We start from the raw sequence: 24,237 nt of genomic DNA, 5'->3' as shown, positions 1-24,237 counted from the left end.
GAGGGTCGTCGCACGCGCATTACCTGCCGCCTCACGCAACGCTCGACACCACAGTCAGCGTCCTTCTCTTGACGCCCAGAAGCGCGTCGATCTGACTGAGCGTGACCGGGGACGAGAACAGGAAGCCCTGCAGTTCGTCGCAGCCGACCTGCTTGAGATAGTCGCTCTGCTCCCGCGTCTCGACGCCTTCGGCTGTCGTGCGAAGCCCTCGGGCACGGGCGAGATGGATCATCGCCTGCACGATCGCCTCGTCGCCGCTCAGCCGCCCGAAGCCGTGGACGAAGCTGCGATCGATCTTGATCCGGTCCACCTGGAGCTGCTTCAGCCTGCCGAGCGAGGAAAACCCTGTTCCGAAATCATCGAGCGCGATCTGCACGCCCATCTCCCGCAACGCCCTGATGTTCTGCTCGCAATGGCCGACATTGTCCGAGATGGCACCTTCCGTCACCTCGATCTCCAGCCGTCGCGGGTGAAGACCGCACGCGCGCAGCGTCTCGCCCACCTTGGCAGCGAAGCCGGGATTGCGCAGTTCGATCACCGAGGTGTTGACCGAGACCGTCACCTCCGACCACAGGACGGCCGCCTTGCAGGCCTCCCGCATCACCAACTCGCCGAGCGCCTCGACAAGCCCCGTCTCCTCGGCCACCGAAACGAAGACCGAGGGGGAGATCCACCCCTTCGTCGGGTGGTTCCAGCGCAGCAGCGCCTCGACGCCCGTGATCCGCATATCTTCGGCGGCGTAGCGGGGCTGATAGTGGATGCTGATCTCGTCTTTCCGGCCCATGGCCAGCCGCAAGTCGCGCTCGATGTCCCGGCGCGTCTGCAGCACCGCATCCATGGCATTGCCGAAAATGGCATAGCGGCTGCGGCCGGCGCTCTTGGCGTGGTAAAGCGCGATATCCGCCTTCCGGGTGAGCTCCGTCCGCTCCGCGCCATGCGCCGGGGCGAACGCCACGCCGATGCTCACGCCTGAAAAGACCTGATGGCCGTCGACCTCGAACGGCCGCTCCAATGTCTCGACGATCCGCTGGCACAGGGTCTCGACCTCCCTGGCCTGCCTCAGCTTCGGCATGATCACGATGAATTCGTCACCGCCGATGCGTGCGACCGTGTCGCCCCTGCCCGTCAGCGCCTTCAGCCTCTCGGCAAATTCCCGGATCACCATGTCCCCCACGGGATGGCCGAGCGTATCGTTGACGTGCTTGAACCGGTCGAGGTCGAGATAGAGCACCGCCACTCTGGCGCCCGCTTCCCGGACCGCCCGCAACGCATCATCCAGCCTTTGGTCGAACAGGGCCCGGTTCGGCAGGCCTGTGAGCGGATCGTGCAGGGCGAGAAACTGCATCCTGGCCTCGCTCGCCTTCAGCTTCTTGGACCGTTGGTTGATGACAAGCAGGAGCGTGGCGATGGTCACGAGCACCAGCCCCAGGATCACGAGGAGCACCGGAGCCATTCGGTAAAGCACCGCCTCTCCCGGCTTGTAGGGTTGCCAGATGAAGTAGCCGATCACCTGCCCGGAGACAGCCTGTAAAGGCATCGCCTCCTCGCCCTCCGCCCTCTCGTCCGTCCAGGCAAAGCGCATCCCCTCGAAGAGATAGTCCCCCTCCAGCTCCGTCACGAAATCGCCGTCCAGATATCTGATGGCGACATGCAGATACTCCTCCCCCGGGGTCTGCTCGATATCGCCCGTATCGGAGACGATCGGCTTGACGCTGACGACGGCTGGATGGCCGTGCACCACAACGAGGTCCGAGGCACCCGGAGAGAGCATGCGGTCGCTCACTCCCTCCATGTCCCCGGTCAGCATCTTCGTGCGAACCACCTTCAGGAGAGGCGCCGCCGGGCCGGCGACTTCTGCGAAGGCTTCCTCCCCCTTCTCGATCTCCGTCGAAAAGGCATAAACGAGCTTGCCGGCCGGATCGAGGATGAAGGCCCCGTCATGGCCGAAATAGGTGTGCATCCACTCGCCAAGATTATAGTCCAGCCATTCCCGATCGGCGCCGTCCCTGACGGCCCTCACCGCGTCGTCCCAGACGGTAACGCTCTCCTGGTTGTGTGCGATCGACGTCTGCAATTGCGACACGACCAGCTGCACCAGCCTTTCCTGCCGCTCGATCGCGACATGGTCTGTCTGCTGGCTCGACCACATAAGAAGCCCCGCGACCCCCACGCCTACCACGGCAGCGATCGCAAAGACTGGAATGACAATTTTTGCAGTGAAGTGACCAAAGAGCGCGGAAAGCCGCATTAGCTGTACCCCCGGGGAATCGCACAGCACCGTGCGGCGGAATTATTTAATCTTGGATTGATGTCTTCGCGCAAGTTGAAGCTTTCACCGCCTTGGTCAACGGTATTGGCGGCGCAGCAGATGCGCGAATCGCCGCAGCCGAGCGCTGGCCTCTCATCTTCTTGCGCTCGGAACAGGCGATCGGCGGGCTAGAGCGTCTTGCACCATCCCGCAGCCGCACCTACAGCACCCAGTGAAAGGCCCGCTTCAGTTCCGCCGCACCATCCTTCTCGTACCAGCGGCCGTGGGCGATGATGATGCGTTTCGGGTTCCAGGCGATCATCCTCTCCACCGCCGCCTTGAGCGCCGGCTTTTCCTTGGCGAAGGTCAGCCGCATGTCGCGCGGCATCTGGCCGTCGGGATCCAGGACACCGCCCAGATGGGCGAGCAAGCGCATCGGCCGGCCGAGCTTGTCCGGCTCGAAGTTCTCGATGAAATCCGTCAGTACCAGCGTCCGGCTGGCATGGTGGAAGAACTCGACCTCCGTCATGAAGCTGCCGGTAACCGGCAGCGTGTCGATCTCCCTGTCCCACGGATAGCCGCTCTCGCGCTCAAGCTCCCGCGCCGCAAAGTCGATGCGCCCGCCCGCCTGCTCGCGGATGCGCGGGGCGAGCCAGACCTGCGCTTGGCCATAAGCCTCGCGCCACTCCGGAATCCACCAGTAGTGGATGCGGTTCGGCCCGATGATGAAGCGCACCTCGCCGATCGTCGCGATCTCCTGTCTGAGCCCCTCGGTGAGCGGCGTCGGCGAGTGAATGAAGAGGCCGCCATCCTTGAGCCGGATCACCGTCATGCGCGTCGGAAAGGGCATCTTCGGCCACGGCATGCCGAAGCGGATCGTCGGGCCGTCGACGATCCAGACACTATCGCAGACCGGCTTCAGCGTGTTGAGTGGCGGATAGGTGGCTTCATCTTCTGTCATGGCGGCAGCATGCACCGCCGATCCCCAACCGGGCAACAACCCGCCACGGGCGCATTTTCGGGGTTCCGTCGCCGCCCGCCATTGCCTATAAGGCCCGCCTAGCCTGACAGTTTTGACTTCCTCTGCCGCGGGGGCGCAACGCCCGCGCAGGCCCGAGCCACGGACGGACCCTCCATGCCAAAACGCACCGACATCAAGTCGATCCTGATCATCGGGGCCGGCCCCATCGTCATCGGCCAGGCCTGCGAGTTCGACTATTCCGGCACCCAGGCCGTCAAGGCGCTGAGGGAGGAAGGCTACCGCGTCATCCTGGTCAACTCCAACCCGGCCACCATCATGACCGACCCGGAGCTGGCCGACGCTACCTACATCGAGCCCATCACCCCCGAGGTGGTCGCCAAGATCATCGCCCGCGAGCGCCCCGATGCCCTGCTCCCCACCATGGGCGGCCAGACCGCGCTCAACACCGCTCTCTCCTTGCGCCGCATGGGCGTGCTTGATCGTTACAATGTCGAGATGATCGGTGCCAATGCCGAGGCCATCGACATGGCCGAGGACCGCAAGCTGTTCCGCGAGGCGATGGCCCGCATCGGCCTTGAAACGCCCATATCCAAGCTCGCCAACGCGACCGACGTGAAGGAGGAGGACCGCAAGACCCACGAGGCCCGCCGCGCCGAACTGCGCGCCAGATACACGGACGAAGAGCTCGACGCCGCGCTCGACGCGCTGGAGACCGAATGGCAGCTCGGCGAAGGCGACCGCAAGCAGCGCTACATGACCCACGCCATGGCCGTCGCCGCCACCGCGCTCGACGAGGTCGGCTTACCCGCCATCATCCGCCCCTCCTTCACGCTGGGCGGCACCGGCGGCGGCATCGCCTACAACCGCTCGGAGTTCTTCGAGATCGTCGAGCGCGGCCTCGACGCCTCCCCCACCACCGAGGTCCTCATCGAGGAATCCGTGCTCGGCTGGAAGGAGTACGAGATGGAGGTCGTCCGCGACAGGGCGGACAACTGCATCATCATCTGCTCCATCGAGAACATCGATCCGATGGGCGTGCACACGGGCGATTCCATCACCGTCGCCCCGGCCTTGACCCTCACCGACAAAGAATACCAGATCATGCGCAACGCATCGATCGCGGTCCTGCGCGAGATCGGCGTCGAGACCGGCGGCTCCAACGTCCAGTTCGCCGTCAACCCTGAGACCGGCCGCCTCGTCGTCATCGAGATGAACCCGCGCGTCTCCCGTTCCTCCGCGCTGGCGTCGAAGGCCACCGGCTTCCCCATCGCCAAGGTCGCGGCAAAGCTCGCCGTCGGCTACACGCTCGACGAGCTCGAAAACGACATCACCGGCGGCGCCACCCCGGCAAGCTTCGAACCCTCCATCGACTACGTCGTCACAAAAATCCCCCGCTTCGCCTTCGAAAAGTTCCCCGGCTCCGATCCGGTGCTCACCACCGCCATGAAATCCGTCGGTGAGGTCATGGCCATCGGCCGCACCTTCGCCGAATCCCTCCAGAAGGCGCTGCGCGGCCTGGAGACCGGCCTCACCGGCCTCGACGAGATCGAGATCCCCGGCCTCGGCGAAAACGGCCCCGACGACAAGAACGCCATCCGCGCCGCCCTCGGCACCCCCACGCCCGACCGCCTGCGCATGGTCGCCCAGGCCATCCGCATGGGCACCTCCATCGCCGACGTGCACGCCATGTGCCACATCGACCCCTGGTTCCTGGAGCAGATCGCCGCCATCGTCGCCATGGAAGAGCGCGTCCGCGAGCACGGCCTGCCCGAGGACGCCGCCAATTTCCGCATGCTCAAGTCAATGGGCTTCTCCGATTCCCGCCTCGCGTCGCTTGTGAGGAAAGAGACGGAAGAGATTCTGAAGATTCGCGAATCCCTTGACGTCCACCCCGTCTTCAAGCGCATCGACACCTGCGCGGCCGAGTTCGCCGCCCCCACCGCCTACATGTACTCCACCTACGAGACCCCCTTCGCAGGCCGCCCCGCCGACGAAGCCCGCGTCTCCGACCGTAAGAAGGTCGTCATCCTCGGCGGCGGCCCCAACCGCATCGGCCAGGGCATCGAGTTCGACTATTGCTGCTGCCACGCCGCCTTCGCGCTCGCCGACGCCGGCTACGAGTCGATCATGGTCAACTGCAACCCCGAGACCGTCTCGACCGACTACGACACCTCCGACCGCCTCTATTTCGAGCCCCTCACGCCGGAGGACGTGCTGGAAATCCTCCGCGCCGAGCAGGCCAAAGGCGAGCTCGTCGGCGTCATCGTCCAGTTCGGCGGCCAGACCCCGCTCAAGCTCGCCGACGCGCTGGAAAAAGCCGGCATCCCCATCCTCGGCACCGCGCCGGACATGATCGACCTTGCCGAAGACCGCGACCGCTTCCAGAAGCTCCTCGTCAAGCTCGGCCTCAAGCAGCCCAGGAACGGCATCGCCTTCTCCGTGGAGCAGGCCCGCGTCGTCGCCTCCGAGCTCGGCTTCCCCCTCGTCGTGCGCCCCTCTTACGTGCTCGGCGGCCGCGCCATGCAGATCATCCACGACGAGACCCGCCTGCAGTCCTACCTCCTCGACACGGTGCCGGGCCTCGTGCCGGAGGAGATCCGCCAGAAATACCCAGCCGACAAGACCGGCCAGATCAACACGCTGCTGTCGAAAAACCCCCTCCTCTTCGACACCTACCTGACGGAGGCCATCGAGGTCGACGTCGACTGCCTCTCCGATGGCAAAAACGTCTTCGTCTCCGGCATCATGGAGCATATCGAGGAGGCCGGCATCCACTCCGGCGACAGTGCCTGCTCGCTGCCCGTCCACTCCCTCACCCCCGACCTCGTAGGCGAACTGGAGCGCCAGACCGCAGCCCTTGCCCGCGCGCTCAACGTCGGCGGCCTCATGAACGTGCAATACGCGGTGAAGGACGGCGAAGTCTACGTGCTCGAAGTCAACCCCCGCGCCTCCCGCACGGTGCCCTTCGTCGCCAAGACCATCGGCAAGCCCATCGCCAAGATCGCCGCCCGCATCATGGCCGGCGAGGCCCTCGAAGACGCCTTCGCCCACTACGGCGCCATGCCCGACGTGCGCAACCCCGGCCACATCGCCGTCAAGGAAGCCGTCTTCCCCTTCGCCCGCTTCCCCGGCGTCGACACCCTGTTGGGCCCGGAGATGAAGTCCACCGGCGAAGTCATGGGCCTCGACCACGACTATGCGCTGGCCTTCGCCAAGGCCCAATTGGGCGCCGGCGTCGATCTCCCCCGCTCCGGCACCCTCTTCGTCTCCGTCCGCGACGACGACAAGCCGCGCGTGCTTCCCGCCGTCAAACGCCTCTCCGACCTCGGCTTCAAGATCCTCGCCACCGGCGGCACCGCCCGTTACCTACGCGAAAACGACGTCCCCGCCGAAAAGATCAACAAGGTCCTCGAAGGCCGCCCCCACATCGAAGACGCCATCCGCAACCGCCAGGTGCAGCTCGTTTTCAACACGACGGACGGGCAGAAGGCGGTGTCGGATTCCAAGTCGCTGCGGCGCGCGACGCTGATGCAGAAGGTGCCGTACTATACGACGATGTCGGGGGCGCAGGCGGTGGTGGAGGCGATTGCGGCGTTGAAGGCGGGGAGCTTGGAGGTCAGGCCGCTGCAGGGGTATTTTTGATACCAGCCGCTGTGCCTCTTGGTTAGCAGACATAAATAATTAAGAATGCGGTCCGCTTCATTTGGGAGGGCGGGCCATGGCGACAATTCACTCTATCGGTTTCTCCGAGTTCAAAAAATTCGAGCGCTTTTCAATAGTCTGCAAAGAGACAAACGTTTTTGTCGGCCCAAACAATGCTGGCAAGTCTACAACCTTAGATGCACTCAGGGTTTTTCGGGATGTTTATCGGTATGCCAGTAGAAACAACCCTCAGCTTAGGGATCACGAGGGAATAGGAGTTTGCGCATCATATCGAATGCCACAAACCCTCATTGGCATTCCTATTGAAAACGTCGTACGCGACTATGGTGACGAGCCCGCAAAAATTAACATTAGACTGAACAATGACGTTCAAGTCCACATTTGGCTTCATCCTGAAGAGCCCGTAAACGCGTTCATTCAGACGGATAAGGCACTTCCACGAACAGCATTAGATTTTAGGAAATTACTTCCAGTAGATTTAGTTATAGTTCCAACACTATCAGCCCTCGAAGAAAGGGAAATCTCTGTTAGACCAGAGACAGTAGCGCGAAATGAGAATACCCGCCTTGGAAGTCGAAATTTTCGAAACATATTGCATTTAAAGTCGGAAAGAGAATTTCAAGGATTCATTGAGCTATGCAAGGAGGGATGGGAGGAAATTGATATTGAGAGACCAGAGATTGTAAGGGGAGATCCATCATACTTAACAATGATGTACATAGAAAATAGAATTCCAAGAGAGGTATATTGGTCTGGATTTGGCTTTCAGGTTTGGATGCAGATGATGGCGCAGTTCTTGCGCGCAAAACAAGAGTCAATTTTGATACTAGATGAGCCCGACATCTACCTTCACCCGGAGCTACAGAAACGTATCCTCAAAATGGCTAAGGAACGCTTCGCCCAAACGTTCGTCGCAACGCATTCAACCGAAATCATGAACGAAGCGGATCCAGGCGATATTGTATCTATTCTCCCGAGCAAACGCACCGGAGTACGCGTCACGACAGATGAAGGATACAAAAAGGTATATTCTTATCTCGGCTCCTCAGAAAACGCCGAGTTCGCTCGGATTGCACGAGCTGACAGGATAATTTTCTTTGAAGGCAGAGAAAAGAACCTAATACGAAAATTTGCAACCAAAGCCCGAGTCGACAAGATATTTCAAAGTCCAAAAACTGCTTATCTACAGGCAGGGGGATTCTCGCAGTGGATTAGAGTAAGGGAAGTTGATTGGGCGTTGCATAATATATTTGGTCTGGACGTAAGAATTGCAGCGCTATTTGATAGAGACTACAGGTGCGATGAGGAAATTGAAAAATTTAAGAAGACACTTAATAATCAAGCTCTGTGGATAGACGTCCTTTCTCGTAAGGAGATCGAGAACTACTCATTGGTTGGCAGACCCTTATTAGCTGCTATTCATAAACGATTGCGCGCTCGGGGTGCTCAGCAAACGGATCAGCAAATTGAAGCGCACTTGTTGGAGTTGACGGAAAGGTTTCGAGGCGCTTGCCAAGCGCAGTATTCAGCGAACTATCTCTCATTTCACAGGGAAGTAGATAGACGCACTGCGGAACCAACGCATTTGGAGAGAGCGAATCAGCGTTTTGAGGCGTACTGGCGCGATCTAGAATCGCGGCTTTCTATCGTGCCGGGCAAGGAATTCATTGCTGTTCTGTCTACTGAATTACAGCGGGATTTTGGAAGTAGTATCACGATCAATCAAATTATTGATGAAATGGAACCTGCGGATATCCCCGCCGACTTAACCGGGAAGCTGGAGTCGATGGCGGCATTTCTGCATTAGCCCAGGCGCGCTGGCCGAAGGACTGACAGGCATGACCCGCTACATCGCGCTCATCCACAAGGAGCCGGACAGCGGCTACGGTGTGTCCTTCCCCGACGTGGCGGGCGTGATCGCCGTCGCGGATACGCTGGACGAGACCTTGCGGGAGGCTTCCGCCGCCCTCGGCTTCGCCTTCGAGGACTGGCCGGGCGAGCGCCCTGAGCCGCGCTCCCTCGACGACCTGCGCCGCGACCCCGATTTCCTGCGCGAACCCGCCGACGCCGTCGTCGCGGCAATAGCCCCCGCCCCGAACATGGCCGACGCGGCTTAGCCCCACGGGAGCCATAGCGGAGGGCGGCGCCAGCGGGGATAAATTCCCACCCCCTCAAAAAAACATTCGTTCCAAAACAATCGCTTATAATTTCTTTGCTCCGCCAACCGCGCATTTTATCCCCGCTGCCCGAGCCGCCCCTATCATGCTCCCCGTCCCTCCTGCGGGAACGCAGATCGCGACGGCGGTCTCGTGGGGAGGGGCCGGCGCCTCCGGCGGGCCGCTAACGTGGCGGCCGGCCCGGGGAGGCTCCGCCCAAGGGTTCCCCTGCCGCCACTACGGGCGGCGCGTGCCGGACGGTGCACTTTAAAGGGGAGTGGAGGAATGACGGGCAACGTGGCAGCCCCGAGCGGGTCGAAGGGCCACCCCCGTCGCGGAAGGCAAAACCTTCCACAATCCACTCCCTGGAAGCGGAACGGGCGGAGACGGAAATCGCCGGACGGGCGGCCGAGAGGTCGCTTAAAAAATTTAGACTGGCGACACTTCGGCCGCCCGTCTTCCCACCACCTCAAGGGAGCCTTCCCGAAGGGTGGGTTCTTTGAAATGGCCAGACGCGAGCAGCGGGCGTGGCAATGATGCCGCGCGCCATCGCCCTTGCGGGAAGGGCGATGCGTCGCAAAATCCCCTCCCCCTTGCGGGGAGGGAAAGGGAGCCCTCAATTCCGCCGATAAAGCCACAGCACCACCGGCGCCAGCACGATGGTCAGCACCACCGGCGCCGCCAGCGCCAAAAGCACCTCCCCCGTCGTCGCACTCCCCGCCATCAGCCCGCGCAGCGCCGTCGTCTGGTGCGAGACCGGGTTGCGCACCACGAAGGCCTCGAGCAAGCGGGGCATGGTCTCCGGCCGCACCATGATGTTGGAGGCGAAGACCAGCGGGAAGATGAACGTGAAGCCGATCGTCATCACCGTCATCGGCGTGCGGATCAAAAGCCCCAGCACGAGGAAGATCCACCCCGTGCCGAAGCCGATGGCGATCAGGAGCAGGAAGGAGAAGAAGACACCCGAAATCCCCGCCTCCGGCCGATAGCCCAGCGCAAGCCCGATGCCGAGGATGATGCCGCCGGCGATCACGTGGCGCAGGACGTCGCCCACCATCAGCCCGGCGAACGGCGACAGCGACCAGATGGGCAGCGACCGGAAGCGCTCGAACAGCCCCTTGGAAAGGTCCGTCGAAAGCCCCATGCCGGAATAGACCGAGTTGAACACCACCGTCTGCACCAGGATGCCCGGCAGGAAGAACTGCAGATATTCGCCCGGCGAGCCCGCCAGCGCGCCGCCGAAGACGAAGGTGAAGAGCAGCGTGAACATGAGCGGCGTCATGATCAGATCGAAGAGCTGCTCAGGCACGTGCTTGAACTTCAGGATCGCCCGCCATCCGAAAACGAGCGCATTGGAAAAGGCCGAAGGTGCCGCCGGGCGCGGCACGTCCTTGAGCATGGCGGGCGTGATCTCGCTCATTCTTCTTCTTCCTTCTTCTCGTCTTCCAGCCCCTGCCCCGTGAGCGCGAAGAACACCTCGTCGAGGCTCGGCGACCCCATTGAGAAATCCGCAAGCTCGATGCCGGCGGCGATCAGCGCGGCAAGCGCCTCGTTCGCCGCCTTCGGCGTCTCGGCGACGACGGAAAGCTGCGCCCCTTCGGCATTCCGCTGCACGGTGTTGCCGAGGCGGGCTTCCAGGATGCCCTCCGCCTCGTCGAGCCGCCCCTGGTCGGCCAGCGCCACATGCAGGAAACCGGAGCCGATCTCCGCCTTCAGTTCGCGGCTCGTCCCCTCGGCGATCTTCTTCCCGTGGTCGATGACGGCGATGCGCGCGGCCAGCTGGTCGGCCTCCTCCAGATACTGCGTCGTCAAAAGCACGGTCACGCCCGACTGCGCCAGCTGCCGGATCATCCGCCACACGCCCTGCCGCGCCTTCGGGTCGAGGCCGGTGGTCGGCTCGTCCAGGAAAAGGATGCCCGGCGTGACGATGAGCGAGGCGGCGATGTCGAGCCTGCGGCGCATGCCGCCGGAATACGACTTCACCTGCTTCTTCGCCGCATCCGAAAGGTCGAAGGCGGCCAGAAGCTCATCCGCCCGCTGCTTCGCCGCCCGCCCGGCAAAGCCCCACAGGCGCGCCAGCATCAGAAGATTCTCGCGCCCCGTCAGGTCCTCGTCGAGCGAGGCGAACTGCCCCGTCATGGCGATGGCCCCGCGCACGGCCCGCGGCTCGGAAACGAGGTCGTGCCCCATCACCGTGGCCGAGCCCGCGTCAGGCGAAAGAAGCGTGGCAAGCACGCGGATCAGCGTCGTCTTGCCCGCACCGTTCGGCCCGAGGATGGCGAAGATCATGCCGCGCGGCACATCGAGATCGATCCCGTCGAGGGCCTTCACATCACCGAAATGCTTGACCAGCCCACGCACGGAAATGGCGAGCGGCAAGGCCCTCTCGGCGGCCGCGGGACGGTTCGCCAGCACTGTATCGTTCATGACAGCCCTCTCTCGGCAAATCTTCTATCGAAGACGAAGCGGCCCCGCCCAAACCGACAGCGCGGCTACATACACCCGTTTGGCTGTACTTTTAAAGACAGTCGCAAGAGGCAGCGGACACCTCTTGCCATCGCCCCCGCGCGCAAAGAGCGGCCGGCCGGCAGACGACGCTTCAGCTGCGCAGCCCGGTTTCCTCGAGCAGCCCCTTGCGCTTGGCGTCGTAATAATAGCCGCTCGCGTAAAAACCCACCGCCCGGTCCTCGTTGCCGCCGGCGGTGATATAGGCCCCGCGCAGATATTTGACGGCATATTTGAGGTTGGTCTCGGCATCGAGTAGCCCGCTCGCCGGCCCGCGATAGCCCATGGTCCGCGCGGTGTCGTGGCGGATCTGCATCAGGCCCCAGTAGATGCGGTTCTGTGCCGCCGGATTGAAGTTGCTCTCCCGCTCGACCACGCGCCGCACCAGCCCCACCGGCACCCCGTAAAGCGCGGCGTATTTGGCGATCAACCCGTCGAGCTCGGCGCTCTGCGCTTCTACCGCGCGCACCGCCCCGCTCTCCTCGAAGGCGGTCAGCGCCGGCGACGGCGCACCCCCGGCATAGGCGTTGGGCGCGATCTCCGCGACACCGGCAAGCTCGGCATCCTGCTCCGCCGCCAGGCTGCTGGCGACCACCTTATCGTCCGCTTCAGCACTGGCCGTCGTTCCGCCACCCGTCGTGCTGCAGCCGACAAGAAACGGTGCACCAAGAAGCACGCCGAAGCTCAAAATTCGGGAGATTGGAGGCAAGACCCCTCTCGCTTTCCGTATAGACCGCTGCCCCAGTTGCCTTTGCATACAACGGCAGCGCCGGTCGTTCAATCTTCAAAGGATACCGTCACAATCGTTCTTGCTTTGTACCCGCCCGGCGTTATCATGGCCGCCGAGCGGAATTGCCGTGGAGTGCCCCATGACCTCCCAACACGTCTCCTTCCATCACGTCTTCGAGACCGCCTTCGGCTTTTGCGGCATCGGATGGACCGAACACGGCATCGCCCGCTTCATGCTCCCCATGGCCACTCCCGAGTCGGTCGCCGAAACGCTGGTAAAACGCACGCCTGGCTCCCGCGAGGCCGCCCCTACCGGTACAACGGCCGAGGTCGTCGCCGCCGCCACGCGCTATTTCGCCGGCGAGCGCGAGGATTTTTCCGCCATCGCGCTCGATCTCGACGGCGTCGATCCCTTCCGCCGCGCCATCTATGCGGCAGCGCGTCGGCTCGGCTACGGCGAGACCACCACCTATGGCGCGCTCGCCGAGGAGGCAGGCTTTCCCGAGGCCGCGCGCGAGACTGGCACCGCGCTCGGCCGCAATCCCGTGCCGCTCATCGTCCCCTGTCACCGCATCCTGGCGGCGGGCGGCAAGCTCGGCGGTTTCTCCGCGCCCGGCGGCACGACGACCAAACTCAAGATGCTGGCGCTGGAGCGCGCCGTCCCGCCCGGCGCGGAGCCCGCGCAGGCCTCCTTCGCCTTTTAGCCGCCCGACTCTTGCGCGCCGATTCGTGCCGGGCATAATGGCTCTGGGCTGATTCGCCCTCCCCGCCGCGCTTCGGCGGCCGCGTATTTTCCGTTTCGTGCAGCCGCGTATCAGGCTTGACGGCACATGTTGGATCCGTGCCACTCAGCCAGGGGAAGAACCATGCGCCACCTAAGGGAAGACAGCATCAAATCCCGTTTGACCGACCGCGCACAGCTCATGCTGGCGGTCGGCAAGATGATGGAGCGGGGCATACCGGAAGAGCTGATCCCAATTCATCTCGCCCGTGCCTTCTACGTAGACATGGACGAACTCAACGCCGTCCTGGACGCGATGCGTATGGCGCCGGAAGAGAGACCGCGCCAGCAAGCGCTGCGCGCCGTCGCCTGACGCGCGTCAGGCGTTAACTGCCTCTGCAAGCCGCTTGTCCGCTCGTGCCGGCACGGCCGGCAGATCGAGCTCTTTCAGCCTCGCACCGCTCTCCGCATCAAACAGATGCGCCATCCCCAGCTCGATGGCGAGCGCCAGCCGGTCGCCCGGCCGTACCTGCGTACTCCCCGGCAAGCGTACCACCAACTCGCCGCTGCCGTTCTCGACCCCCGCAAGCCGCCCGTGCGCCAGCGTGTCCGCGCCCAGCGTCTCCACCGCCGCCACGTCGAGCTCCAGATCGGCATTGGGACCGGAGACCGGCGCCATGTGTTCCGGCCTGACACCCAGGATCGCCTTGCGCCCCTTTTCCGGCAGGCGAATGTCGCGCGGTTTTACCGTCCTGCCATTGGCAAGCATGAGGCCGCGGTTGCCCGCCGCTTCCACCGGCAGCATGTTCATGGCCGGCGAGCCGATGAAGCCGGCGACGAAGGTGGTGGCCGGCCGCGCATAGACGGCCATCGGCGTATCGATCTGCTCGGCCACCCCGTCGTGCATGACCACCAGCCGGTCTGCCAGCGTCATCGCCTCCACCTGGTCGTGGGTCACGTAAAGCGCGGTGGTGCCGACGGACTGCTGCAATTGCTTGATCTCAAGCCGCATCTGCACGCGCAGCTTGGCGTCGAGATTGGACAGCGGCTCGTCGAGAAGGAATGCGGCTGGATCGCGTACCAGGGCGCGGCCCATTGCCACCCGCTGCCGCTGTCCACCGGAAAGCTGGCGCGGCTTGCGGTCGAGGAAGGGCTGAAGCTGCAGCATGGTCGCCGCCTTGTCGACGCGGGCGCGGATATCGTCCTTGGAAAGGCCGGCGATCTTCAGCCCGTACGCCATGTTGTCGAACACGCTCATATGCGGATAGAGCGCATAGTTCTGAAACACCATTGCGATGTCGCGCTCGCCCGGCTCCAGCCGGTTGACCACCCGGCCGCCGATTTCGATGGTGCCTTCGGTGATCGTCTCCAACCCCGCCACCATGCGAAGCAACGTAGACTTACCGCAACCCGAGGGGCCGACGATGACGATGAACTCGCCGTCGGCGATGTCGATGTTCACTCCGTGGATCACTTCGGTCTTGCCGTAGCTCTTCCTGACGTCGCGGATGGCTATTGCGCTCATGATCTATTTCTCGCTTTCAACCAGGCCCTTGACGAAGAACCGCTGCATCACCACCACCACGACCACCGGCGGCAGCATGGCGAGCACGACGGTCGCCATGACCAGGTTCCATTGCGGGATAGCGTCGGCCACCTCCGCCATGCGCTTGATGCCCATCACGACGGTGTAATAGCCGGGATCGGTGGTTACCAGCAGCGGCCACAGATACTGGTTCCAACCGTAGATGAAGAGGATGACGAACAGTGCGGCGATGTTGGTCCGCGACAAGGGCAAAAGGATATCGCGGAAGAACTTCAGCGGCCCTGCACCGTCCACGCGTGCCGCCTCCGTCAACTCGTCGGGGACGGTCAGGAAAAACTGCCGGAAGAGAAACGTTGCCGTCGCCGAGGCGATGAGCGGGATCGACAGCCCGGCATAGGAATTGAGCATACCGAGGTCGGCCACCACCTTGAAAGTCGGCACGATGCGCACTTCGACCGGCAGCATCAAGGTGATGAAGATCGTCCAGAAGGCGAGTTGCCGGAATGGGAAGCGGAAATAGACAATGGCGAAGGCCGAGATGAGGGAGATGGCGATTTTACCGATGGCGATGGCGAGCGCCATCACCAGACTGTTCGTCATCATCAGCGCGATGGGCGGCGCGCCGGAGGTAGATACCCCGGAGAACATGATCCGGCGATAGTTATCCAGCGTGTGCGGGCCGGGAAGCAGCGGGATGAGGCCCGACATGAAGTCGGTGGGCCCGCGCGTGGAGGCGATGATCGCTACATAGACCGGGAAAGCGACGACAACCACGCCGGCGATCAGCACCAGATGCGAAAGCAGGTTCAGGAGGGGCCTGTTCTCAACCATTCTTCGGCTCTCAATATTGGACCCGGCGTTCGATCCAGCGGAACTGGATGACCGTCAGGACGATAACTATGGCCATGAGCACCACCGACTGGGCGGCGGAGGAACCGAGGTTGAGGCCGATGAACCCATCCTCGAACACCTTGTAGACGAGGATGTTGGTCGATTGCGCCGGCCCGCCTTCGGTGGTGGCATGGATCACGGCAAAGGTGTCGAACATGGCGTAGACGACGTTGACGACGAGCAGAAAGAAAGTCGTCGGCGAAAGGAGCGGGAAGATGATCGTGAAGAAGCGCTTCATGGGTCCGGCTCCGTCGATCGCCGCCGCCTCCACCAGCGAGTGGGGGATGGCCGCCAGCCCCGCCACGAAGAAAAGGAAATTGTAGGAGATCTGCTTCCAGCTCGCGGCGACGATGACCAGGATCATCGCGTCGACCGAGGAACTGCGATGGTTCCAGTCATACCCGAGCATCTCCAGCACGTAGGGCAGGATGCCGATCGTCGGATTGAACAGGAACCACCACATGATGCCGGCAACCGCCGGCGCGACGGCGTAGGGCCAAACCAGAAGCGTCGTGTACGTCCGCGCAGCGCGCAGCGTACGGTCCACCGCCAGGGCCAGGATGAGGGCCGTGGCGAGCGACAGAAAGGCAACGCCGAGCGAAAAGATCACCGTCACCCAAAGGGAGTTGTGATACAGCGGGTCGGCGAACAGCTTCTCGTAATTCTCGAACCAGACGAACCGGGTCTTGAACCCAAAGGCGTCCTCGCGCAGGAAGGACTGGCGAAACGCCTGTCCGGCCGGCCACAGGAAGAAAACGCATGTGATGGCGAGCTGCGGTAAAAGCAGCGCATAAGGCAACACGCGATTGCCGAAGATCGTGCGCTTGGTCTGCATGTGAAGACTGCGAATGAGGTGGAAGCCCGCGCCGTGGCGCGGGCTTCACGGAGGGTGACGATCGGCGGCCTAGCTGTTGGAGTCCTGGAAGTCGCGGATCAGCGCGTTGCCACGCTCCACCACCGCATCGAGCGCTTCCTGCGCGGACTTGCCGCCCGAAAGAAGGTGCTCGAACTCCTCATCGATAATAGCGCGGACCTGGACGTAGTTGCCGAACCGCAGACCCTTGGAATTCGGCGTGGGCTTGTTGAGCGTGATTTGCCTGATGGCGACGTCGGTGCCGGGGGTCTTAGCGTAGTAACCCTGGCTCTTGCCGAGTTCGTAGGCAGCCGTCGTGATCGGCAGGTAGCCGCTGAACTGGTGCCAGTCGGCCTGCACCTCAGCCGAGGACAGGTAGCTGAAGAAGTCGGCGACGCCCTTATACTCCTCGTCCTCATGGCCGGCGAGGACCCACAGGGTGGCGCCACCGATGATGGAGTTCTGCGGCGCGCCCTCCACATCGTCATAGTAGGGCAGCATGCCGTAGCCCACTTCGAAGTCCTTGGCATTCGCCACCACGCCTGCGCGCGAGGCCGAGGAGTTCATGTACATCGCGCATTCCTGGGCATAGAACTTCGGCGGTGCGTCGTTGCCGCCGACCGGGCCGCCATACTGGAAGATGCTCTCGTCCTGCCACCGCTTCATATTCTCCCAGTGCTTGACCTGCGCCGGGCCGTTGACGGTCAGCTCCGAATCGATACCGCCGAAGCCGTTTTCAAGAGTGCCGATCTGCTGGTTATGCCAGGCCGAGAAGTTCTCCAGTTGCACCCAGGAGATCCAGCCGCTCGTGAAACCGCAGTTTGCCGCGCCCGAATCGATGATCTTTTTGGAGAATTCCTCGACCTCCGCCCAGGTCTCAGGCGCCTTTTCCGGATTGAGGCCAGCTTTCTCGAACACGTCCTTGTTGTAGTAGAGGATCGGCGTCGAGGAATTGAACGGCATCGACAGCATGTTGCCGTCGGTATCGGCGTAGTAGCCGACGACCGCCGGCAGATAATCCGCCGGATTGAACGTCGCGCCAGCGTCTTGCATGAGCTGGTAGACCGGATAGATGGCGCCTTCGGCGGCCATCATCGTGCCGGTGCCTACCTCGTACACCTGGACGATATGCGGCTGCTGCCCGGCGCGGAAAGCGGCGATTGCCCCGGTCATGGTCTCCGGATAGGTGCCCTTGAAGACCGGCACCACTTCGTACTGGTCCTGCGACGCATTGTAGCCGGCGACGATCTCCTCGAGCTTCGTACCGAGCTCGCCGCCCATTGCATGCCACCATTCGACCTTGGTTTGCGCCTGTGCACTCAAGGGCAAGGCGATCATGGCGGTCGCCGCCAGAAGAAACGTGCGAGTCATTAGGGTCTCCCTCATTTGTCATCCGTTGATGAGACCCTTTTGACGACGTTCTATAACGCTTGCATGACAGGTCTGAGTTAAGCTGTGAAGGTTGGGAAGGGAGGGTTCAGCGCTTCTCCTCGCCTATCCCGTATGCTCCATTGGCACATGGCCGGGATCGGCCTCGACCCTCTTCAGCCAGGCGGAGACGGCTGGAAAGGCGGCAAGGTCGTAGCCTCCCTCCTCAGCGTCGTGCGTATAGGCGTAGAGCGCGATGTCGGCCACCGTCAGAGCATCGCCGATGAGGAACGGCGTCTGCGACAATTGCCGTTCCATGACGCCGAGCGCCTGGTTGCCGCCCTCCAGCGTTGCCGCCATTTTCTCCGGCGTCGCCACGGCCGCTCTTTCAGGATACCGGATTAACGACCGGCGGACAGCGATGTTGGGCTCGTGGCTGTATTGCTCGAAGAACAGCCATTGATGGACCAGCGCGCGCTCATAAGCATCGGCCGGCAGGAAGCGCGTACCTTCTGCGAGGTAGAGCAGGATGGCGTTCGATTCCGACAGATGACGCCCGCCGTCGAGCTCCAGAAGCGGCACCTTGCCGTTGGGATTCTTGGCCAGATAGTCGGGTCTGCGGGTTGTGCCGTCACGCGAACTGGTCTCAACATGGGTGTAAGGGATGTCGAGCTTCGCCAGAAGCAGCCGCGGCTTGTAGCAGTTGCCGCTGTCGGTCATTCCGTAGAGTTTCATCACGTGTTCCCGTCGGTTCGCGCGCATCCCGCATCAGGTCCGATGCCTAACGCGGCGTGCGCACGCCCGCGAATGAAAAGTTGTGGTGAAACGATCAGCAGGATTGATAGCAAGCGGCTCAGCGCGCCCCGTTGCGGTCGGCGAACAGCGAGATCACCCCGTCGCCGGGTGCAAGCAGGCGTTCCGTGTTCAGCGGCTTCGTATCGAAGATGGCGCCGGCAAGTCTCGGCCGGCCGAGCAGATATCCCTGGAGGAAGTCGGTGCCCGTTCCGAGCGCGACCCGCAACTGCGAGGGTGTTTCGATGCCCTGGATCAGCACCTCCCGGCCCTCGCGCTGAAGCGCATCGACGAGCGAACGCAGAAGCTTGGCGGCCATGATCACTTCCGCGATGCGGCGGAACCACCCGCCATCCACCTTGACCACCTCCGGGTTGAGCAGCCTGACGCGGGACAGTGTCGAGCGCCCGATGCCGAAATCGTCGACGGCGATCCGGATGCCGTGGCGGCGCAGTTCGGCCGCAAGCTCCGTCATCAGCCCATCGTCCGTGGTCTCGGCGATCTCGCACACCAGAAGCGCCGGATCGACGGAAATCTCTTCGAGGAAGCGAACCACGTGCTCGACCTGGCCTATCGCCTTCTTCAGCCCGAAATCGGCGCTGGAGTAGAGCTTGACGAACAGCGTCAGCCCGTCGACGCCGATATTTGGGTAGTTATGCAGGTGTAGCGTCTGACAGAGGTTTTCGATGAAGAACGTGTCGTCCGCTGCGGTGACCTCGCGGAAGAACTCCCGCGCGGCGACCAGCTCACCATCCTTATGCGGTCCCGCCAGGCCTTCCAAGCCAATGGGCATCAAGTCCTTGCCGGAGTTGTGGAAGACCGGCTGGTACAGGGTCTTCAGAAAGTAGGGCCCGTAACGGCCCGTCTCGATCCCTACCTCGTCGACCAGGATCGCCTGATCGATGCGGGCAGAAAGACTGTCCACATCCGCCATGATGTCAGCCCTTCCCAAGCCGACAGGAGGCCGAACTGCGGCCCATCGGCCGCGCCTGCCGTAAAGTGTCCGATGCCGAAATGCAGGAACCGACAGCCAATCGAACGACCCTTGCCAAACCTGTTCTGTACGCCACCGCCCGCCTCTTTTTTTATCTGCGGCGAACCTTGCATCGAACGATTGAATCCCGGTTAAAAAAGTCGTCCGCATTTTTCGCGTCCGCCCGATTCAAGCTGAAAAAGCCGTCCGCGCCGGCCAGTCGATCACACGGGGGAGACAGGCCGCGACGCACGCCTGCCCTTGCGATCTGCCGCGTGATGAGACATTAAGACCTATCCCGCCCAAGCCCGGCGGAGACGGCTGAAAAATCCCAGTGGAGAAAACCGATCATGGCTTTCCTTGCCGATGCCCTTTCACGCGTGAAGCCCTCCGCCACCATCGCCGTGACCCAGAAAGCGCGCGAGCTGAAGGCGCAGGGCCGCGACGTCATCGGGCTGGGTGCCGGCGAGCCCGATTTCGACACGCCGGACAACATCAAGCGGGCGGCCATGGACGCCATCAAGCGCGGCGAGACAAAGTACGCGCCGGTCTCCGGCATCCAACCGCTGCGCGAGGCGATCGCTGCGAAGTTCAAGCGCGAGAACAACCTAGACTACGACTGGAAGCAGACCATCGTCGGCACCGGCGGCAAGCAGATCCTGTTCAACGCCATGATGGCGACGCTGAACCCAGGCGACGAGGTGGTGATCCCGGCGCCTTACTGGGTGAGCTACCCCGAGATGGTGGCGATCTGCGGCGGCACGGTGACGTTCGCCGAGACCCGGCTGGAGGACGGATTCAAGCTTAAGCCGGAGGCGCTGGAGGAGGCCATCACGCCGAAGACCAAATGGCTTATCATGAACTCGCCGTCGAACCCCTCGGGCGCGGCCTATACGGGCGAGGAACTGAAGGCGCTCGCCGACGTGCTTCTGAAGCATCCCAACGTCTGGGTGCTGACGGACGACATGTACGAGCACCTGACCTACGGGGACTTCGCCTTTCGCACCATCGCCGAGGTGGAGCCGCGGCTCTATGAGCGCACGCTGACCATGAACGGCGTCTCCAAGGCCTACGCCATGACCGGCTGGCGCATCGGCTACGCGGCCGGCCCCATCGAGCTCGTCAAGGCCATGGACATGATCCAGGGCCAGCAGACCTCGGGGGCGGCCACAATGTGCCAGTGGGCGGCCGTCGAGGCGCTGACGGGGCCGCAGGACTTCATTCCGCGCAACAAGGAAATCTTCCAGGGCCGGCGCGACCTCGTGGTCTCTATGCTCAACCAGGCAAGCGGCATCGATTGCCCGGTCCCCGAAGGCGCGTTCTACGTCTATCCCTCCTGCGCCGGTACCATCGGCAGGAAGGCGCCCTCCGGCAAGGTGATCGAGAACGACGCCGACTTCGTCTCAGAGCTTCTGGAGGCCGAGGGCGTTGCGGTCGTGCACGGCTCGGCCTTCGGCCTCGGCCCCAACTTCCGCATCTCCTACGCCACCTCGGAGGCGCTGCTGGAGGAAGCCTGCAGCCGCATCCAGCGCTTTACGGCGGAGCTGCGGTAGGGCTCGCAGCAGCTCGACGATCCGCTTTGGGCCTTGTGTGCCGCAAGTCCTGTTGACCCAGGATCCACGGCGAAGGGTTTCAGGCGTATATTTGACTCAGTCAACTAATTGCCCGACACTCGCTGCAAGGAGGTCGTGCCATGCAGCCTGTCCAAGCGCCCTCGGAAAGACAAATCGCCGACATGAGACGCTTCAACCGCTTCTACACGCGCCAGATCGGCGTGCTCGAAGAGGGCATGTACAAAAGCGAGTTCTCACTGACGGAGGCCCGCGTTCTCTTCGAGCTGGCGCACAGGGACCGCCTGACAGCCAGTGTCCTCGGTAACGATCTCGGTCTCGACGCGGGCTATCTGAGCCGCATGCTGAAGAAGTTCGAGCGGCACGGTCTCCTGAAACGGCAGCCTTCCACTGAGGACGGCCGGCAGTCCCACCTGACGCTCACCGAGGAGGGGCGCCGGGCCTTCGAGCCGCTCGACCGCGCTGCCCGCGACTTGGTGGAGGCACTGCTCGCTCCCCTTCCCGCGGCTGACCGGGAGACCCTGACGGCGGCGATGAGAACGGTCGAGCGCCTTCTGGGCCCGGCACCGGAACGCGAGGCCCCATACGCCCTCCGCCCGCTGCGGGTCGGTGATATCGGCTGGATCATCCACCGCCAGGGGCTGCTTTACCATCAGGAGTACGGCTGGGACGAAAGCTACGAAGCGCTCGTTGCGGAAATCCTGAGCGCATTCGTGACCAATTGCGATCCCCGCTTCGAAGCCTCCTGGATCGCCGAGTGCGACGGCGAGATCGTCGGCTCTGTCTTCGTCGTCAGGGCCTCCGAGGAGACGGCCAAGCTCAGGCTGCTTTACGTCGAGCCCGCCGCGCGCGGCCTTGGCATCGGCCGCAGACTGGTGGACGAGTGCATCGGTTTTGCCCGTGCCAAGGATTACAAGCGCCTGACGCTGTGGACCAACGACATCCTCGTTTCCGCGCGCCGCATCTACCAGGCGGCCGGCTTCCGGCTGGAGAAGGAGGAGCCTCACCATTCCTTCGGCAAGGACCTTGTGGGCCAGACATGGACCTTCGATTTGTGATCGGCGCCTCGCCGCCTCAACTCTTCTTCCACTTGCTCTCTTTCCCCTCTCGTGTGACGATGCCTTGACGGCGGAATACTGGCTAACGGTATCCGCCCGCGCGACGGCCGACCGAGGCCGGCCGCCGCTCATGGGAGAACGCGTGAGAGGAGGTCGGCAATCATGGGAAACCGCGCGGGAGAGAGACACACGGGGCCAAAATGCATCGCCATTCTTGGCCCCCTTGAAAGCGGCAAGACAACACTTTTCGAAGCCCTATTGGCGCGCACCGGCGCCGGCACCCAAGCCGGCAATCACGGGGAAGCGCGCGAGCACGCCATGAGCGTGGAGGCAACCTTCGCCACCACCAGCTTCATGGGCGAGAGCATGACTTTCGTCGACTGCCCGGGCTCCGTAGAATTCGCGCAGGAAGCCGAGCCGGTGCTGGCCGCCGCCGACGTGGCGGTGGTGGTGACCGAGGCCGACGACAAGAAGCTGCCGGCCCTCCAACTCATCCTGCGACGGCTCGACGAACTGGGCATGCCGCGCATGCTCTTCCTCAACAAGATCGACAAGAGCGCGGCCAGCGTGCGCGACACGCTGAAGCTGTTACAGCCGGCGAGCGGCAATCCGCTGCTCCTGCGCCAAATCCCGCTGCGTAAGGACGGCATCGTCGTCGGCTCGATCGACCTGGCGCTGGAGCGCGCTTACATCTACCGCGAGCATGCGGAGAGCGAGATCGCCGCCATCCCCGACGACGAGAAAGCGCGTGAGATCGAGGCCCGTTTCTCCATGCTGGAAACGCTAGCCGACCACGACGACAACCTGATGGAGCAGCTTCTTGAGGAGATCGAGCCACCACGCGACGCCGTCTTCGACGATCTGACGGCCGACCTGCGCGAGGGCGCGGTGACCCCGGTCCTGATCGGCGCGGCGGAAAAGGGCAACGGCGTTCTCAGGCTCCTGAAAGCGATCCGGCATGACGCGCCGGACGTCACCGCCACGCGCCGAAGGCTGGGCGTCGAAGGCGGCGACCTGATGCTTCAAGTGACGAAGACCATTCATACCGGCCATGGCGGCAAGATCTCCGTCGCCCGCGTGCTTTGCGGCAACGTCGCAGACGGGATGGAGCTTCCAAGCGCCGGCCGTGTTTCCGGCCTCTATCGGCTGATGGGCCGCGAGCAGACCAAGCTTCCCTCCGCCGGCGAAGGCGAGACGATTGCGCTCGGCAAGCTGGACGGCGCCAACACCGGCGATACACTGTCGGCTGGCAAAACCGCAGCAGCACAGCTTGTCCGGCTGGAACCTCCCCAGCCGGTCTTCGCCATGGCGCTAAACCCGCGCGACCGCAAGGACGAGGTCAAGCTTTCAACTGCCCTGCAGAAGCTCATTCAGGAAGATCCCTCGCTCATCATGGAACAGAACCAGGACACGGGCGAAACCGTGCTCTCCGGCCAGGGCGAGATGCATCTGCGGGTGGCCAGGGAGCGGCTGGAGGACAAGTACCAGATTGCCGTCGAGACCCGGCCACCCATGATCCCCTACCGCGAAACCATCCGCAAAGCCGTCACCCAACGCGGCCGCCATAAGAAACAGTCGGGCGGCCATGGACAGTTCGGCGACGTGGTGCTGGAAATCCGCCCACTGCCGCGCGGCAGCGGCTTCGAGTTCACGGAGACCATCACCGGAGGCGTGGTGCCGAAGCAATACATCCCCTCGGTGGAAACCGGCGTGCGCGATGCGCTGAAGGGCGGGCCGCTTGGTTTTCCCGTGGTCGACATCGCGGTGAACCTCTCCGATGGCTCCTACCATTCGGTCGATTCCTCCGACATGGCCTTCCAGCTCGCCGCCCGTCTGGCCATGCGCGAAGCCCTGGCGGCGGCAAGCCCGGTGCTGCTGGAGCCAGTGCTGAAGGTGCAGGTGGACACGCCGTCGGAGGCCACGGCGCGCGTGACGGCGATCCTGTCGCAAAGGCGCGGGCAGATCCTCGGCTTCGATACGCGCACGGACTGGCCCGGCTGGGACATGGTGGAAGCAATGCTCCCCGAAGCGGAGATCGGCAACCTGATCATCGAATTGCGCTCGGCGACGGCGGGCGCAGCCACCTATCGGGCCACCTTCGACCATATGGCTGAGCTCACCGGCCGGCTGGCTGACGAGGTGCTGAATGGGAGAGGCAAAGCGGCCTGAACCGCCCTTCCC

The 24,237-nt window shown here is 63.1% G+C and carries 18 protein-coding genes and 1 pseudogene; 8 read left to right on the top strand and 11 right to left on the bottom strand.

Going from position 1 to position 24,237, the window contains the following annotated elements:
• Positions 1-31 precede the first annotated feature (31 nt).
• Together N5A92_RS07595 and N5A92_RS07590 are read right to left on the bottom strand one after the other, a co-directional pair.
• Complete coding sequence (locus N5A92_RS07595) at positions 32-2,248, bottom strand: putative bifunctional diguanylate cyclase/phosphodiesterase (RefSeq protein WP_260901465.1); 2,217 nt, start codon at positions 2,246-2,248, stop codon at positions 32-34.
• 220 nt (positions 2,249-2,468) lie between these two features.
• The gene (locus tag N5A92_RS07590) at positions 2,469-3,209 is read right to left on the bottom strand and encodes a DUF4336 domain-containing protein (protein ID WP_260901463.1); all 741 of its coding nucleotides are present in this window, start codon (positions 3,207-3,209) and stop codon (positions 2,469-2,471) included.
• A 174-nt stretch (positions 3,210-3,383) separates the two neighbouring features.
• Here N5A92_RS07590 and carB point away from each other — a divergent pair, with 174 nt between their 5' ends.
• The 3 genes from carB to N5A92_RS07575 all read left to right on the top strand — a co-directional run bounded on the left by carB (position 3,384) and on the right by N5A92_RS07575 (position 9,010).
• Entirely contained in the window at positions 3,384-6,872 is a 3,489-nt protein-coding gene (gene carB, locus N5A92_RS07585; protein WP_260901459.1) for a carbamoyl-phosphate synthase large subunit, read from the top strand.
• A 76-nt stretch (positions 6,873-6,948) separates the two neighbouring features.
• A complete protein-coding gene (locus N5A92_RS07580) occupies positions 6,949-8,700 on the top strand; it encodes an ATP-dependent nuclease (RefSeq protein ID WP_260901456.1) in 1,752 nt (583 codons plus the stop codon).
• A gap of 31 nt (positions 8,701-8,731) precedes the next feature.
• Positions 8,732-9,010: a type II toxin-antitoxin system HicB family antitoxin gene (locus N5A92_RS07575; RefSeq protein ID WP_260901454.1), complete on the top strand. Its 279-nt coding sequence runs from the start codon at positions 8,732-8,734 to the stop codon at positions 9,008-9,010.
• A 655-nt stretch (positions 9,011-9,665) separates the two neighbouring features.
• Here the strand turns inward: N5A92_RS07575 and N5A92_RS07570 are convergent.
• From N5A92_RS07570 to N5A92_RS27635, 3 genes and pseudogenes are all read right to left on the bottom strand, one after another.
• Positions 9,666-10,469: an ABC transporter permease gene (locus N5A92_RS07570; RefSeq protein WP_260901452.1), complete on the bottom strand. Its 804-nt coding sequence runs from the start codon at positions 10,467-10,469 to the stop codon at positions 9,666-9,668.
• Positions 10,466-11,476, bottom strand: a complete 1,011-nt coding sequence (locus N5A92_RS07565; protein WP_260901450.1) for an ATP-binding cassette domain-containing protein — start codon at positions 11,474-11,476, stop codon at positions 10,466-10,468. The genes N5A92_RS07570 and N5A92_RS07565 overlap by 4 nt, the downstream gene beginning before the upstream one ends.
• 181 nt (positions 11,477-11,657) lie before the next feature.
• Positions 11,658-11,999, bottom strand: a pseudogene (locus N5A92_RS27635) (transglycosylase SLT domain-containing protein); the annotation flags it as partial.
• A gap of 424 nt (positions 12,000-12,423) precedes the next feature.
• Between N5A92_RS27635 and N5A92_RS07555 the strand changes: the two are divergent.
• Together N5A92_RS07555 and N5A92_RS07550 are read left to right on the top strand one after the other, a co-directional pair.
• Positions 12,424-12,987, top strand: coding sequence for a methylated-DNA--[protein]-cysteine S-methyltransferase (locus N5A92_RS07555; RefSeq protein ID WP_260901447.1), 564 nt, complete (start codon positions 12,424-12,426; stop codon positions 12,985-12,987).
• A 162-nt stretch (positions 12,988-13,149) separates the two neighbouring features.
• Positions 13,150-13,377: a hypothetical protein gene (locus N5A92_RS07550; protein ID WP_260901446.1), complete on the top strand. Its 228-nt coding sequence runs from the start codon at positions 13,150-13,152 to the stop codon at positions 13,375-13,377.
• Between the two features lie 6 nt (positions 13,378-13,383).
• Here N5A92_RS07550 and N5A92_RS07545 read toward each other — a convergent pair whose 3' ends face one another.
• From N5A92_RS07545 to N5A92_RS07520, 6 genes are all read right to left on the bottom strand, one after another.
• On the bottom strand, positions 13,384-14,529 hold the full coding sequence (locus N5A92_RS07545) for a sn-glycerol-3-phosphate import ATP-binding protein UgpC (RefSeq protein ID WP_260901445.1): 1,146 nt from the start codon (positions 14,527-14,529) through the stop codon (positions 13,384-13,386).
• A 3-nt stretch (positions 14,530-14,532) separates the two neighbouring features.
• Entirely contained in the window at positions 14,533-15,381 is an 849-nt protein-coding gene (ugpE, locus tag N5A92_RS07540; protein ID WP_260901444.1) for a sn-glycerol-3-phosphate ABC transporter permease UgpE, read from the bottom strand.
• A gap of 10 nt (positions 15,382-15,391) precedes the next feature.
• Positions 15,392-16,276 (bottom strand): sn-glycerol-3-phosphate ABC transporter permease UgpA, encoded by an 885-nt coding sequence (gene ugpA / locus N5A92_RS07535; protein WP_260901442.1) that lies wholly within the window; start codon positions 16,274-16,276, stop codon positions 15,392-15,394.
• A 69-nt stretch (positions 16,277-16,345) separates the two neighbouring features.
• On the bottom strand, positions 16,346-17,665 hold the full coding sequence (gene ugpB / locus N5A92_RS07530) for a sn-glycerol-3-phosphate ABC transporter substrate-binding protein UgpB (protein ID WP_260901440.1): 1,320 nt from the start codon (positions 17,663-17,665) through the stop codon (positions 16,346-16,348).
• A 123-nt stretch (positions 17,666-17,788) separates the two neighbouring features.
• The gene (locus N5A92_RS07525; protein WP_425248549.1) at positions 17,789-18,397 is read right to left on the bottom strand and encodes a glutathione S-transferase family protein; all 609 of its coding nucleotides are present in this window, start codon (positions 18,395-18,397) and stop codon (positions 17,789-17,791) included.
• Between the two features lie 118 nt (positions 18,398-18,515).
• Positions 18,516-19,388 (bottom strand): EAL domain-containing protein, encoded by an 873-nt coding sequence (locus tag N5A92_RS07520; protein ID WP_260901436.1) that lies wholly within the window; start codon positions 19,386-19,388, stop codon positions 18,516-18,518.
• A gap of 389 nt (positions 19,389-19,777) precedes the next feature.
• Between N5A92_RS07520 and N5A92_RS07515 the strand changes: the two genes are divergently transcribed.
• The 3 genes from N5A92_RS07515 to N5A92_RS07505 all read left to right on the top strand — a co-directional run bounded on the left by N5A92_RS07515 (position 19,778) and on the right by N5A92_RS07505 (position 24,225).
• A complete protein-coding gene (locus N5A92_RS07515; RefSeq protein WP_260901434.1) occupies positions 19,778-20,980 on the top strand; it encodes a pyridoxal phosphate-dependent aminotransferase in 1,203 nt (400 codons plus the stop codon).
• A 140-nt stretch (positions 20,981-21,120) separates the two neighbouring features.
• Positions 21,121-22,056, top strand: a complete 936-nt coding sequence (locus N5A92_RS07510; protein WP_260901432.1) for a bifunctional helix-turn-helix transcriptional regulator/GNAT family N-acetyltransferase — start codon at positions 21,121-21,123, stop codon at positions 22,054-22,056.
• 162 nt (positions 22,057-22,218) lie between these two features.
• The gene (locus N5A92_RS07505) at positions 22,219-24,225 is read left to right on the top strand and encodes an elongation factor G (RefSeq protein ID WP_260901430.1); all 2,007 of its coding nucleotides are present in this window, start codon (positions 22,219-22,221) and stop codon (positions 24,223-24,225) included.
• The last annotated feature ends 12 nt before the right edge of the window (positions 24,226-24,237 follow it).

Origin of the sequence: Chelativorans salis (genome assembly GCF_025336525.1) — a bacterium.
GTDB classification, from domain to species: Bacteria; Pseudomonadota; Alphaproteobacteria; order Rhizobiales; family Rhizobiaceae; genus Chelativorans; species Chelativorans salis.
The sequence above is the reverse complement of the archived record's forward strand: the minus strand, read 5'-3'. Positions and strand labels throughout refer to the sequence as shown.